A 14728-nucleotide genomic window follows, 5' to 3' on the forward strand; every position below is an offset into this window, starting at 1 on the left:
CTTGTATTCCTCAAAAAAATCCTCACAGCTTTTCATCATCTGTGAGGATTTCTTCTATTATATATCTACTTGTACTTCTACACCGAAATGATCTGAAATTACATTTCTGTTCGTATCATTAAAAATGACTTTTGAAGAACGAACTTTTTCACTTTGGTTACACAATATTAGATCGATTCGTAAATTATGTTTATTTTTATCCCAACCAGCAATTTCACCTTGGACAGTCGTTCCTTCGTCCTTCTCTGCTGCTAGTTCATACGTGTCATACAAACCTTTTTGCATCATATACTCATAACCCTCTCCTTGCAAGCGGGCATTATTATTAAAATCACCCATTAAGAAGGAAAGTTCATCGCGATTTACACGCTCCATTAAACGATCAACTTGACCTTTGAATGACTCTTCTTCATCATTCCACCAACCGAGGTGACAAGAGTAAAACGTGATGTTCTTACCATTATAAGCAATTGTTGCACTTACAATTTTTCGTGTTTTCCAATACGTTGTATCCTTATTTTCTGATACAAAAAACGTATCTTCTTTTATAACATTATGTTTCGTTAGAATCGCTAATCCTTCTTCATACACATCATATCCAATATGAGAGAAATCCCAAGTAATATTGTAATCTTTTACATGTAACGCTTTTAACTCTTCTAATAGTAAAAGTCCAAAATTATCTTTTTTCTTGTGACCGCATACATTTTCAGCTTGTATAGACTGACTTACTTCTTGCAATGCGATCACATCATAATCTTCTTCTTGAATGACTTTAGCAAGATATTTTATCTTTTCTAGTTGATTCTCTTCTTGCCAAGAGTGACAGTTTAAAGTTAGCAATCTCATCTTATTACGCACCTAACATATCTTGAATGTCTGACTTTAATACGTCAGCTTTCGGGCCATATACTGCTTGTACACCTTTATCTTTTACGATAAGTCCTAAAGCACCATTTTGTTTCCATTGTGCTTCTGGTGCAACAACATCTAAATCTTTTACTGTTACACGTAAACGCGTCATACAAGCATCTACGTCAGCAATATTTTCTTTACCACCTAATAAATCAATAACTTTTGTTGCTAATGAACCATCTTGTACATTTCCTGTTCCTTCTGATGACTCATCTTCATTATCAATATAGTTACCTGCACGGCCTGGTGTTGGTAAGTTGAACTTTTTAATTAAGAAATTGAATAATGTAAAGTTCAGACCGAAGAATACTAATGAAACGATAACGAAATTGATTAAATCTCTAGTTAGTCCTGCATTAACCATCATCGGTGTACGAGTAATTAACTCAATAAATCCAAATGCATGAACACGTAAGTTAATTAAATCTGCTAATGCGAATGCAAGTCCTGTTGTAATTGCATATACAACATATAATACTGGAGCAATAAACATGAACATGAATTCAATTGGTTCTGTTACACCTGTTAAGAATACTGCTAATGCTGCTGATAAGAACATTGGTTTATATTTTGCACGTTTTTCTTTATCAACATTACGGAACATCGCGAATGCAATCCCCATTAACGCTGCTGTTGAACCGATAACTTGTCCAGCTTTGAAACGAGCTGGTACAACATTATTTAATAGATCGTTATATGCTTTTGTATCTCCATTTGCTAATAAGTTATTTAAATCTGTAATCCATGCAAGCCATAATGGATCTTGTCCTGCTACAATTTGTCCAACTTTTGAGCCAGTTAACATCGTATATGTTCCGCCTAGCTCTGTGTAGTTCATCGGAATCGTTAACATATGGTGTAAGCCAAATGGTAATAGTAAACGCTCTAACGTTCCATATACAAACGGTGCAACAACTGGTGCGCTATCTTTAGATGCTGCAATCCAGCGACCAAATTCATTTAATCCACTTTGGATGAATGGCCATAAAAGTGATAATACAATTGCAGTGACTGTAGACCAAACAATTACAACGAATGGTACAAATCGTTTTCCGTTAAAGAATGCTAATGCCTGTGGCAGTTTGTTATAGTTATAATATTTGTTATATAGAGTAGCTCCTAAGAAACCTGTGATAATCCCTACGAAAACTCCCATGTTTAATGCTGGTGCACCAAGTACAGAAGTAAAGTAATCTTTTACAATTAAATCTCCTGCTAATACTGAAGAAACTTTCGCTTTTGAATCCGCTAACATTTCAGCATTTACACCAAATATAGCTCCTGTAATTCTGTTTGTTAAGACGAATGCTAATAGTGCTGCGAATGCACCACCTGCGCGATCTTTCGCCCAAGATCCCCCAATTGCTACTGCGAATAAGATGTGTAGATTTGTAATAATTGCCCAACCGATGTCTTCCATTACGCGAGCGATTGTATGAACTGCGTTAATATCCCCAGCAGACATCCCAATTAACTTACCGATAGAAATCATTAAACCAGCTGCTGGCATTACAGCTACAACAACTAATAATGCTTTCCCGAACTTTTGCCAAAAATCAAAAGACGTAATTTTCATCTGTTCTTCCTCCCCTTTATTTATAACAACATAATGATTTAAATTATAATTTCTGTTTCTATTATGAAAACGATTCCTTATGTTACTTTATCTTTATCTTTACGCAACCGTTTTCATAAATCTATTTTAATAAAAGCGTTTTCACTTTGCAATAGAAATTTATTATTTTTCATAAAAAAAGATGCTCTAAGAGCATCCTTTTTTATTATAAAATGCGATAAACCCTTGTTTCATAAGGCTTTAACGTGATTGTAGTTACTTGTTCATGTTCCGCAACTTTATAGTTATTTAAAAGCAAACGTTTGCGCTCTAGTGCAAATGAGCCCTCATTATACACCGCTTCCTCTTTTGAGATATTACTAATTACAACAATTTTTTCATCGTTTAATGTACGAGTATATACATAAATTTGCGGATCATCTTCTAAAAGTAAATCATACGTGCCGTAATTCAGTACATCATGCTCTTTTTTCAGGGCAATCATTTTCTTATAGAAGTTAAAAATAGAGTTTTCTTCATTCTTTTGCTTTTCAACATTAATTTCTTTGTAGTTTGGATTCATACCAAACCAAGGTGCACTTGTTGTAAAGCCAGCATTCATCTCATTGTTCCACTGCATAGGTGTACGTGAATTATCGCGGCAAGAAGCCCATATAATCTCCATCATATCTTGATGTGATACACCCTCTGCAATTTTCTCGCGATATAAATTTTTAATTGCTACATCATCGTAATCTTCAATATTTGGGAATTGAACATTCGTCATCCCAATTTCTTGTCCTTGATAAATAAACGGTGTACCGTGCATAAAGAAATACATTGCTCCAAGAGCTGTTGCACTTTCACGCCAATATTGTTTATCATCTCCCCAAGTTGAAACGATACGTGGCTTATCGTGATTCTCAATATATAAAGCATTCCATCCTTTATTTTCTAACCCTTTTTGCCATTTCGTTAATACCTTTTTCAATCCTACAACATCAAGATCTTTCTTCTTCTCTGCATCCCATAAACTTAAATGCTCGAATTGGAATACCATATTGAACTTACCTTGCTCTTCTCCAACCCAAAGCTCAGCATCTTCAATTTTAACGCCGTTCGCTTCACCAACAGTCATAATATCGTACTTAGAAAACGTATTTTCTTTTAACTCTTCTAATAAAGGTTGAATACCATCCACATTCATATGTTTATCAAAAGATGGTACATACTTTAGTTCTTTTGGGTTTGGCATATCTTTAAAGCCATCTTCTTTTTTAATATGGCTAATTGCATCCACTCGGAAACCATCAATTCCTTTATCAAGCCACCAATTAACTGTATCGTATAACACTTCGCGAACTTCTTTATTCTCCCAGTTTAAATCTGGTTGTTTACGCGAGAATAAATGTAAATAATATTGTCCTGTTACTTCATCATATTCCCATGCCGAACCATTAAAAATACTTTCCCAATTGTTTGGTTCCGCACCATCTTTACCATCGTGCCAAATATACCAATCACGCTTCGGATTGTCTTTAGATGAACGAGACTCAATAAACCATGGATGTTCATCACTTGTATGATTAATAACTAAATCAATAATAAGCTTCATATCACGCTTATGAACTTCATCTAGTAAAGCATCAAAGTCTTCCATCGTACCAAACTCATCCATGATATCTTGATAATCACTAATGTCATAACCATTATCATCATTAGGTGACTTATACATTGGACAAATCCAAATTACATCTATACCTAAATCTTTTAAATAATCCAATTTCGCAATAATACCTTGTAAATCTCCAATACCATCACCATTTGAATCCATAAAGCTACGTGGGTAAATTTGATAAGCAACCGCTTCTTTCCACCATGTCTTATTCATACTAATTCTCTCCTTTTGCATCCCGTCGGAAAATTTATGCAAACGTTTTCGTAACACTATCATAACAAAATATGAATAGTTTGCAACTGTTTTCATTGAACTCTATGTAGATTCCTTATTCTTATGCTTTATTTATTTCTCACAAAAGCAAATCTCATTCCTCACCTGCTCTTGTCCACGCACGTTACATACGCTTTTCATATATTAATAAAAAGCACTGCTTATTTTTAGAAAGGAGTGATAAATTGAAACAAACAAAATTAACAGGTCGTATCGTTGTTCCCTCAGATCCTGACTATGACGTAGCCCGAATGAATTTAAATTTAAGTATTCCAAAACTCCCCTGTATTATTGTTTTTTGCCAAAATAAAAATGATGTGTGCAACGTCTTAAAATGGGCACGCGAACGTCATGTACCATTTCGCTTAAGAAGCGGTCGTCATAGCTATGAAAATTTTTCTCTTTTAAATAGAGGACTTATTATTGATGTGAGTGAACTGCATCGCATTACTGTTAATACAGATACATTAACAGCAACAATTGAAGCTGGTGCAAATCTTGGCACTGTTTATAAAGAGCTTTGGAATTATGGTGTGACAATACCGGCTGGTACAAGTGCAAGCGTTGGAATTGTTGGATTAGCACTTGGCGGTGGCATCGGTATGCTTTCACGCTTATTTGGATTAACATGTGATCAATTAGTAGAAGTTGAAATGGTACAAGCGTGCGGTAAATTTGGAGCAAAAATCATTCGCGCAAACGAACATGAAAACCATAACTTGTTTTGGGCATGCCGCGGTGGGGGTGGTGGAAACTTCGGAATTGTTACTTCTTTAACTTTTCGAGTACATCCTATAAAGAATGTATCAATCTTCTCAATTACATGGGAATGGGAAGATTTTATCGCTGCATTTCAAGCGTGGCAAAACTGGGCACCTTATATAGACGAGCGTCTCACTTCATCAATTGAATTATTCGCAAAACAACGAAGTAAAATTGAAGTAAAAGGTGAATTTGTTGGCCCTCCCTCTGAACTCCATTCCTTATTATCTCCTCTTCTTGAAACTGGTACCCCCTCACATTTTATAGATGAAGTTCCGTATATAAAAGCGGTTCAATTCTTTAATAGCGGTAATATTCCTGAAAACTTTAAGCGTTCTGGTTCCTACGTGTATAAACCTATCCCTCTTAAAGGAATTCAAATCATGCAACATTTTCTTTCTCATGCTCCAAATAAAGATGCGAGTATTTGGCACCAATCGCTCGTAGGTGCTGTTGAAAATATTCCTCCTACTGAAACAGCTTATTTTCACCGTAAAGCAATTATTGCGCAAGAATACATTACCTCTTGGAAATGCGACGCTGAAGAAAATCGTAACATACGCTGGGTTAAAGATTTAAGAGAAAGCTTAGATCCTTATACACTAGGTGACTATGTCAATTGGCCTGATATTGATATCAAAAATTGGCAAGTTAGTTATTATGGCCCTAATTTTCAAAAGCTACGAAAGGTGAAGACCTTATATGACCCGTGCAACGTTTTTCGGTTTCAACAAAGCATTCCTCCTTTTCATACGTAAAAAAGGAAGAACAGAATGCTGTTCTTCCTTTTTACATTGAAAATCGTTCAATTGTTTGTTTCAAGTCCGCTGCTTGCTTCTCTAAATCCTTTAATAGTTGATCGATTACTACCATATTTTTAGATTGTTGCAACGTCACACGTGCCACTTCTTGTGAACCAGCTGATGTTTCCTCAGCAATTGCTGCTACAGCCTTCGTCTGTGCTCCTGTTTGATGAATGTGACTCACTTGTTCGTTCATATAGCCACTAATTTGCTTCGTTGCATCGGCAACTTCCATAATACTTGACGACATTTCTTTTAAAATTAATTCCGTAGCTGCCCCACGTTGTGCTTCTTCTTTAGCTGTTTTCACTTGCTCTGTCATTTTCAATGCGACTTGTTGGACTTCCTCTTGCATATTCCGTAATAACTGCGATATGTTTCTTGCAGAATGATCGCTTTCATCAGCAAGTTTACGTACTTCTTCAGCTACAACTGCAAAGCCCCTTCCATGCTCTCCAGCACGAGCTGCTTCAATAGAAGCATTCAGCGCTAATAAATTCGTTTGGCTAGCAATCTCACTCACAACAGAAACAATATGTTCCACTTGTTTCATTCGTTCTTCTAACTTCTGTACATTTTGCATCGAATTTTCATTTTCTTTTGCCAATGTTTGAATACCTTGAATTAAAGAAGTAAAGACTCGTGTACTTTGCCCCAAAGCTTGAACCATTTCTAAAGACAACTCATCAGACTGTTTTGCTTTTTCTTCCACTTCACTCGCAATGGAAGTTGTTGTATCAACAGCCGAAACAATCGCCTGAATTGATGCTGCTGATTGCTCAGCACCTGAAGAAATCTCTGCAAGAGTCTCAGATACACCTTGCGCTTGTCTCGTTGCTTCGCCTGTTTGTTTTCTAATCTGCTGTACTTGATTGTTTGTATAAGAAAATGTTGTATCAATATTTTTTACCATGCCCCTTAAGTTTCCTAACATCATATTAAATGCAACACTTAAAGATTTAATTTCATCATCTATCTTCGGTAATGGAACATCTTCACGAATATCACCCTCAGCTGCTTTTCTTGCCGCCTCCTCTAACTTGCGAAGCGGTTTAATTAAAAATACAGCTGCTCCATATGCTAAAATTCCAGACCATACTACCCCTAATAACATAACGATAATATTATATACAGTTTGACTTACATAACTTTGAAAATAATCGTATATCACGTAAATAAAAAATATACTTGTTGAATATGTAATGAAAGCTAAAACTGTAGTGAATAGCATAAGTTGTGTACGTAATCCAAAAGAAAATGTTTTCCTTTCTTTTTCCATCTTCTCTTTCCCCCTTTTTATAAGCAATATAAATACTCCCTATATATTATTATCCATATTTTCATTATAGAAGGATATAGGGATTTTAAAAATCATTATTTCTTTGAATATCCAATTGCACGAAAAAAATAAAGGATTCTGACAATTAGTGGCTAATAACAGAAATAAGGGGCAACATTTGTAAAATATATTTTTGACTGGGGGTTTTGTATGATTCAGGTTCGAAATCTAGTAAAGTCATTCGGCTCACTTGATGTTTTAAAAGGAATTGATTTAGAAGTAAAAGAAAAAGAAGTTGTTGTTTTAATTGGTGCCAGTGGTTCCGGTAAAAGTACATTACTTCGCTGTCTGAACTTTTTAGAAATGTACGATGAAGGTGAAATTCACTTACAAGGTGAACAAATTAATCCTAAGCATTCAAATTTAAACAAAGTCCGCGAAAATGTCGGTATGGTTTTTCAGCACTTTAACCTCTTTCCCCATATGACCTCACTAGAAAACATCATAGAAGCACCTATTCATGTAAAAAAATTAGAAGCAGCAAACGCAAAGGAAATCGGAAATCAACTATTGCAAAAAGTCGGCCTACAAGATAAAGCAGATGTAACGCCCCACCTTCTGTCAGGTGGTCAAAAACAGCGCATTGCTATAGCACGAGCTCTTGCTATGAACCCTAAAATTATGCTATTTGATGAACCTACCTCAGCCTTAGACCCTGAACTTGTTGGAGAAGTATTGCAAGTTATGAAAGAACTTGCTGAAGAAGGAATGACCATGGTTATCGTTACTCATGAAATGAATTTCGCAAGGGATGTAGCCGATCGCGTCATTTTTATGGATGATGGGAAAATTGTCGAAGACGCTCCGCCAACGCAATTCTTTTCAGCTCCATCACATGAACGAGCAAAACAATTTTTACGCAACGTTTTATAATGTAACTTCTGTTTCAAACGAAAAGAAATACATTCATACGGTGCACAACTCAATAACATACTTAAAACCATCCGTATGATCAATATATAGGAGGGGTTTTATGAAAAGAAAACTATTAACCATTGTTGCGAGTATTACATTATGTACATCCTTCATACTAGGAGCCTGTAGTAAGGAAAGTGCTACTACTTCTTCAAATGGTGAAAAAGAATTCCGTTATGCGATGAGTGGCTTATATAAACCTTTTAACTATAAAGAAAATGACGGAAAGCTTGCCGGTTTTGATGTGGAAATTGGTGAGGCACTTGCGAAAAAAATGAATATGAAACCCACTCCTATTACAAATCCGTGGGAAACACTAATTCAAGGTCTACAATCGAAAAAATATGATGCTATATTGGGCAGTATGGCAATTACAGAAGAACGCTTAAAAGCTGTTAATTTCTCAAATCCTTATTATCGTTCTGGTGCCCAAATTTTTGTGGCTAAAAAGAATACATCTATCTCTTCTCCAGAAGATTTGAAAGGTAAGAAAATTGGTGTTGTAAAGGCTAGTACCTTTAAAGCCCTTGTTGCAAAACATACAGATCAAATCACAGAATATGACAGCGATATTACTGCACTTATGGACCTAGAGCCTGGGCGTGTTGACGCAGTAATCACTGATCAAATGGTCGGTTTACGTATGATCAAAGAAGGTAAATCAAATATAAAAGAAGCTGGAAAACCATTAAATCTGGATGAAATGGGAATTGCTATTCGGAAAGATGATAAAGAAATGGTTGAGAAAGTAAATAAAGCTTTAGATGAAATTATTAAAGATGGTACGTATGAAAAAATCAGTAAAAAATGGTTTGGGCGTAATATTCTTGGTGAAGAGGAAAAAACAAAGTAAATTTGCTAGTCAAATGTTTCATACATTATGCCCCACTTTTTATGTGGGGTATTTCATTCCCTACCAAAATCCATACAATATGAGGTGACACATATGTTTGAAATTTTCATGTCTACTTATCCCACACTCTTAAAGGCTACTATTGTCACATTACAATTAACATTAACTTCCCTAGTACTCGGTTCACTAATTGGATTACTATTCGCTTTTTTTCGAATCTCTAGCAATAAGATTTTAAATAGTATTGCTCATGTATATATCGCCATTATTCGCGGTACACCTTTAATTGTTCAAATTGCCATTCTCTATTTTGGGATTACATCCGTTGTTGTTTTCACTCCTTTTTGGGCAGGAGCAATTGCTTTAGCAATCCATAACGGTGCATATATTACTGAAATTTTCCGCGGATCCATTCAATCTGTCGACCGTGGACAATTAGAAGCCGCTCGCTCTCTAGGTATGCCTTACCCTTTAGCAATGCGCCGTATTATATTACCGCAAGCATTTCGACAATCTCTTCCTCCTTTAGGAAATCAGTTTATTATTGGATTAAAGGATTCTTCGCTCGTTGCATATGTAGGATTGTCCGAATTATGGGGATCAGGTTTATCAATTGCTGCAGGTAACTTCCAACAATTAGATACATACATAATCGTTGGTTTATATTACCTCGTACTTGTTCTTCTATTTACTTATTTTGTTAATCTTTTAGAGAAACGATTACAAAGAAAAGAAACAAATTCAGTTCAATTTAGCAAAAAGAATAAAAAAGAAGTCTCTTTATAAAAAAAAAGCAAGCCTGAATGGCTTGCTTTTTCACTGCAAAATATATCAATTTTTACTGATTTATTTTTTTAATACTCTCTTCTTCCTCTATATGTTCCTCACGATATGAAATATTATGAGGATCTAGTCCATTTCCTAAAGAACCATAGAAATGCTCTCTATGCGGATCCACTAATTCACTTCCTTGATAATACACACGTGGTGTATTCCATAGCGCTGCCAAAGCTTTTGTCATTGGCATCTCATGATAGCGTTCCGGCCACATTTCTTTAATTTTATCTTTTACTAACGGATAGTATTTAGAGCTCATAGCAGGGAACAAATGGTGTTCCGTATGATATGAGAAATTGAAATGTAAAACGTCTACCCAACGCGGCACTGTTACTGATAAACAGTTTGCTAACGGATCATTTACTGGAACAATTGGATTTAAGCGGTGATTTGTTGCGATATATGCCATTACAATAAAGTTAGCAATTAACAACGGAATCACATATGCAAATAACCATTTTCCTGGTCCCATAATAAACAATAAACTAATCCAAACTGTCCAAGGCAAAAGAAGTTGAAGCCATACAGATTTTTGATTGGATGACTTAAATTCTTTTATAAAATGAAAGAACATTCGAGTCGAATGCAATGTAAATTGAATGGTTAGTGACAGAAAACTAAAGAATGAACGTACATGAAGAGGCATACGATATACCCAGCTCAAAAACTTACTCTTTTTAAGTTTCTCAAGTGTCGGCCATGCATCTGGATCATTCTCTTCATGTTGTGTATGAACGTGATGCGTTGCATTGTGCCACTTTCTCCACAGTTTAGGTCCTGTTGATAATGGCATAAACGCAATTGCTCCTAAGAAATCTCGAAGCCATGCCTTTCTTACAACAGTTCCATGTAAAATTTCATGCCCTAAAAACCCAAGTGAAGCAAAACATAACCCAAGAACAATCGCAATTCCTAGATTCGCCCACACATTCAATTCAAATACACCAATCGATATTAATCCCGCCAATGCCACAAGCAAATAAGCCAGTCCACCAAATAAACGAGTAGGAACTGGTTTAAATGCTTTTTTCGGCAAATGTGGTGATACACGTGCTGCATACCACCCAAACGTATGAAGCTCCTTCATCCTTTTGCCCCTTTCTTATGCCGCGTCTTGCGCAACTTACATATATCAATTCTTGCTTCCAGATTGATTTTACTAGCTGATTAAAAAGCATCTATGTATAAGGAAAATATACTCACTCTATCGTCACTTATTTTTTCGCTTTTATTATCAATGAAAAACATTTCTCTTTTTACTCTCTATCAACCTTTCCACATGATGAATCATATCAATAGAATTTCCATATTGTCAACAACTTTTATGACCTAGTAATAAAAGTTGGTTATATTTTTATAATTATACTTTATTTCACTAAAGAAAAAACATAGGATTTATAAGGTTTCGTCCATTATGCATCTACATACACTGACATACTATAGACTCTAACTTATTCAAGAATTCTCTATGTAAACAACAAATAAACTCACCTTGATCTAGCTTTACACAACTCCTATCTCTTCATACCGACAACATTAAATAATTATATTAAAATAATTTTATCTTTCTTTTAATAAAAATAGACTCTTTCTAAAACAGCACACATGAATTTCATATCATATGGAAATATTAAAAGGAAAATTGTTCTAAAATCGGGAGGTTTCTATAATGACAAGCGATACATTTCCACAATTCCCATTATCTTATTGGATTGAATCTACTCAAATCCCTGCTTTTCCCCCTTTATCCGAAAATATAAAGACGAAAGTCGCTGTTATCGGTGCTGGTATTACAGGTATTACTACTGCCTATTTACTTGCGAAAGAAGGCATCGATGTTGTTTTAATTGATTCTGGTCTTATTTTAAACGGAACAACTGGGCATACAACAGCAAAGGTAACAGCTCAACATGATCTTATTTATGATGAGTTAATAAGTCATTTCGGTTTGGAAAAGGCAAGGCTTTACTATGAATCAAATAATCATGCTCTACAATTCATAAATGAGACTGTGCAAACATATAAAATCGACTGTAATTTCTCAAATGAAGATTCATATTTATATACAACTACTGATAATGGATTAAGAAATTTATCGAAAGAATATGAAGCCTATGAAAAATTAAATATATCTTGTGACTATGTTCAATCTCTATCGATTCCTATTCCCGTACAATCTGCACTGGTCATGAAAAACCAAGCACAATTCCATCCCCTTCTTTATTTGAAAACACTTTTAGAAAAGTTTGTGGAGATGGGCGGCAAAGTTTATGAACAAACAACCGCTATTGATGTGGAAAAGGGTGATTATCCACAAGTCATTACAAAGGGCGGACATCGCATCACTTGTGAATATGTTGTCTCTTGTTCACATTTTCCTTTTTATGATGCGTATAGCTTTTTCTTTACGCGAATGTATGCTGAACGATCTTATGCTCTAGCAATCAAAGCAAAAACGGATTATCCAGGTGGCATGTATTTAAGTATCGATGATCCAAAACGCTCCTTACGCTATACAACAAACAATGGTGAAAAATTAATTTTAATCGGCGGAGAAAGTCATAAAACAGGACAAGGAATAAACACGATGCTTCATTACGAAGCACTTTATTCTTTTGCGGAAGCAACGTTTGGAGTAGATGAAGTTCCCTATAGATGGTCAGCACAAGATTTAATCACGCTAGATAAGCTCCCTTATATTGGACATATTAACGAGAGTAATCCAAATATATTTGTTGCAACTGGATATCGTAAATGGGGAATGACAACTGGAACCGCTGCTGCTCATTTACTGAAAGACTCCATTCTAAAAGTCCACAGTCCTTATAAAGAACTGTATGCACCATCACGCTTCCATGCAAATCCAGATATAAAAACGTTCCTCTCCCAAAACCTTGATGTTGCGAAACATTTAATTGAAGGAAAGATTGAAACTGCATTACGTAAACCAGAAGATCTCGAAGTTGGTGAAGGATCTGTCGTACATGTTAATGGGAAACGAGCAGGTGCTTATAAAGACAAAGATGGAAAATTACATATTGTCGATACAACTTGTACACACCTCGGCTGCGAAGTTGAATGGAATAATGGTGATTGTACTTGGGACTGTCCTTGTCACGGTTCCCGCTTTTCAATTGAGGGCGATGTTATGGAAGGTCCAGCAGATCAACCGTTAAAGCGAGTTGATAATGAGTAAACAAATAAAGAAGTTCAACAGGAATCCTGTTGAACTTCTTTATTTGTTATAAAACCATTTCAGATAAAGTGAAACTTTAATCAGTGGGGGTTTTCTTCATCCCCCACTGATTATTATTTGAACCAATCGGACTTTTATGGGCCGTTGATCCCCCACCTAACTTCTTTGCTTTCGCTGAATGTTGAGGTGGGGGTCTTACTGCCCATTAAAGCGGGATAAATTTCGACATAAGAAGGTGAATTTTAACATTAAATAAAATAATATATTTATCTATAAATCAAAAGGAGTGAACATTATGCAACCTTCAGCTCCACCTCATCTAGAATCTACAGAAACTGTCTTTTCAAGCTCTATTACAAAACTTGTTGTTTTTATTTGTTGGCTAGCCATTCTAGCTGATGGATATGATTTAGGTATTTACGGTGCCGTTCTACCAAAACTCCTAGAAGACAAAAGCTGGGCACTTTCACCGACACACGCTGGTACAATTGCTAGCTATGCTTTATTTGGGATGTTTATTGGTGCTATTCTAGTTGGAACCATTACAGATCTAATTGGACGAAAATGGACACTTATATGCTGTTTAGCACTTTTTTCTATCACAATGGGTCTAGCTGCACTTGCTCCTTCCCCCGAATTATTTGGGCTATTTCGATTTATTGGAGGAATCGGATTAGGCGGTGTTATTCCAACAGCTTCAGCACTTACTGTTGAATATTCACCAAAAAAGCGACAATCTTTTATTTATGCTCTTATGTTTACTGGCTATCCTTTAGGGATCGTGTTAGGGGCTATTTTGTCTATGTTTATGTTAGAAGATTTCGGATGGAGAATTATGTTTGGCATCGGAATGATTCCACTGCTCCTCATTCCTTTCATTATCCGTTATTTACCTGAATCCATTCAATTTTTATTATCACGTAATCGCCAAGAAGAAGTGAACCAAATTCTTAATCGTTTTCAAATTGAATTCCATGAAAAAGATGAAATTCCTGAAACACCAGCTAATACACAAAAGAAAAACGGATTTCTTACTCTATTCTCAAAAGAATACATAAAAGCAACGCTACTTTTTTGGATTACTTATATAATGGGAATGTTTTTAATATATGGTTTAAATACTTGGTTACCACAGATGATGCGCCAAGCAGGATACCCTCTTGGATCTAGTTTATCATTTCTACTTATGCTAAATATTACTGCCGCTATCGGTGCATTATTTGCTGGAGCAATCGCGGATCGTATAGGAGCTAAAATTGTTATTAGCATCTCCTATCTTATGGCAGCTATATGTATTGGACTATTAACAATTAAACCATCTGTTACAATCATCTATCTTTTAATTGGTCTTGCTGGAATTGGATCAGTCGGCATTACTCAAATATTAAATGCATATGTAACACAATACTTCCCATCCCATATCCGGGCTACTTCCTTAGGTTGGGGACTTGGACTTGGCCGAGTTGGTGCAATTGCTGGTCCTATTCTTGTCGGTATTATTATGACAATGCAATACGACTTAGCATGGAATTTTTACTTATTCTCATTTGCAGGTCTTCTTGCAGCTATATCCGTTTTCTTTATTCCTACAAAATAAAAAAG

General features: G+C 35.6%; 11 protein-coding genes and 1 pseudogene. 6 read left to right on the forward strand and 6 right to left on the reverse strand.

Annotated features, from left to right (window positions below; translation table 11 throughout):
• Positions 1–57 precede the first annotated feature (57 nt).
• From AABL52_RS24940 to AABL52_RS24950, 3 genes are all read right to left on the reverse strand, one after another.
• Complete coding sequence (locus AABL52_RS24940; protein WP_001238540.1) at positions 58–849, reverse strand: endonuclease/exonuclease/phosphatase family protein; 792 nt, start codon at positions 847–849, stop codon at positions 58–60.
• A 4-nt stretch (positions 850–853) separates the two neighbouring features.
• Positions 854–2491, reverse strand: a complete 1638-nt coding sequence (locus tag AABL52_RS24945; protein ID WP_000705545.1) for a PTS transporter subunit IIBC — start codon at positions 2489–2491, stop codon at positions 854–856.
• Between the two features lie 205 nt (positions 2492–2696).
• Entirely contained in the window at positions 2697–4361 is a 1665-nt protein-coding gene (locus tag AABL52_RS24950; RefSeq protein WP_341518644.1) for a glycoside hydrolase family 13 protein, read from the reverse strand.
• Between the two features lie 245 nt (positions 4362–4606).
• On the opposite strand from AABL52_RS24950, the gene AABL52_RS24955 reads away from it, so the two are divergent.
• Positions 4607–5941, forward strand: coding sequence for an FAD-dependent oxidoreductase (locus AABL52_RS24955; protein WP_341518645.1), 1335 nt, complete (start codon positions 4607–4609; stop codon positions 5939–5941).
• Positions 5942–5972: 31 nt separating this feature from the next.
• Here the strand turns inward: AABL52_RS24955 and AABL52_RS24960 are convergent, their stop codons facing one another.
• Both AABL52_RS24960 and AABL52_RS27180 read right to left on the reverse strand, forming a co-directional pair.
• A complete protein-coding gene (locus tag AABL52_RS24960) occupies positions 5973–6923 on the reverse strand; it encodes a methyl-accepting chemotaxis protein (protein ID WP_422677943.1) in 951 nt (316 codons plus the stop codon).
• 39 nt (positions 6924–6962) lie between these two features.
• Positions 6963–7265: pseudogene (locus AABL52_RS27180) on the reverse strand (HAMP domain-containing protein); the annotation flags it as partial.
• Between the two features lie 210 nt (positions 7266–7475).
• On the opposite strand from AABL52_RS27180, the gene AABL52_RS24965 reads away from it, so the two are divergent.
• The 3 genes from AABL52_RS24965 to AABL52_RS24975 all read left to right on the forward strand — a co-directional run bounded on the left by AABL52_RS24965 (position 7476) and on the right by AABL52_RS24975 (position 9879).
• A complete protein-coding gene (locus AABL52_RS24965) occupies positions 7476–8198 on the forward strand; it encodes an amino acid ABC transporter ATP-binding protein (RefSeq protein WP_341518646.1) in 723 nt (240 codons plus the stop codon).
• A gap of 100 nt (positions 8199–8298) precedes the next feature.
• Positions 8299–9093, forward strand: a complete 795-nt coding sequence (locus AABL52_RS24970; protein WP_000823732.1) for an ABC transporter substrate-binding protein — start codon at positions 8299–8301, stop codon at positions 9091–9093.
• 93 nt (positions 9094–9186) lie between these two features.
• Positions 9187–9879 (forward strand): amino acid ABC transporter permease, encoded by a 693-nt coding sequence (locus AABL52_RS24975; protein WP_000461617.1) that lies wholly within the window; start codon positions 9187–9189, stop codon positions 9877–9879.
• A 52-nt stretch (positions 9880–9931) separates the two neighbouring features.
• Here AABL52_RS24975 and AABL52_RS24980 read toward each other — a convergent pair whose 3' ends face one another.
• Positions 9932–11017 (reverse strand): fatty acid desaturase family protein, encoded by a 1086-nt coding sequence (locus AABL52_RS24980; protein WP_098258448.1) that lies wholly within the window; start codon positions 11015–11017, stop codon positions 9932–9934.
• A 582-nt stretch (positions 11018–11599) separates the two neighbouring features.
• Between AABL52_RS24980 and AABL52_RS24985 the strand changes: the two genes are divergently transcribed.
• Positions 11600–13126 carry an FAD-dependent oxidoreductase gene (locus AABL52_RS24985; RefSeq protein ID WP_341518647.1) on the forward strand — a complete coding sequence of 509 codons (1527 nt, stop codon included), beginning with the start codon at positions 11600–11602 and terminating at the stop codon, positions 13124–13126.
• 295 nt (positions 13127–13421) lie between these two features.
• The gene (locus AABL52_RS24990; protein WP_341518648.1) at positions 13422–14723 is read left to right on the forward strand and encodes an MFS transporter; all 1302 of its coding nucleotides are present in this window, start codon (positions 13422–13424) and stop codon (positions 14721–14723) included.
• Positions 14724–14728 lie beyond the last annotated feature (5 nt).

The sequence above is a fragment of the Bacillus paramobilis genome (assembly GCF_038096195.1).
Taxonomy (GTDB): Bacteria; Bacillota; Bacilli; order Bacillales; family Bacillaceae_G; genus Bacillus_A; species Bacillus_A mobilis.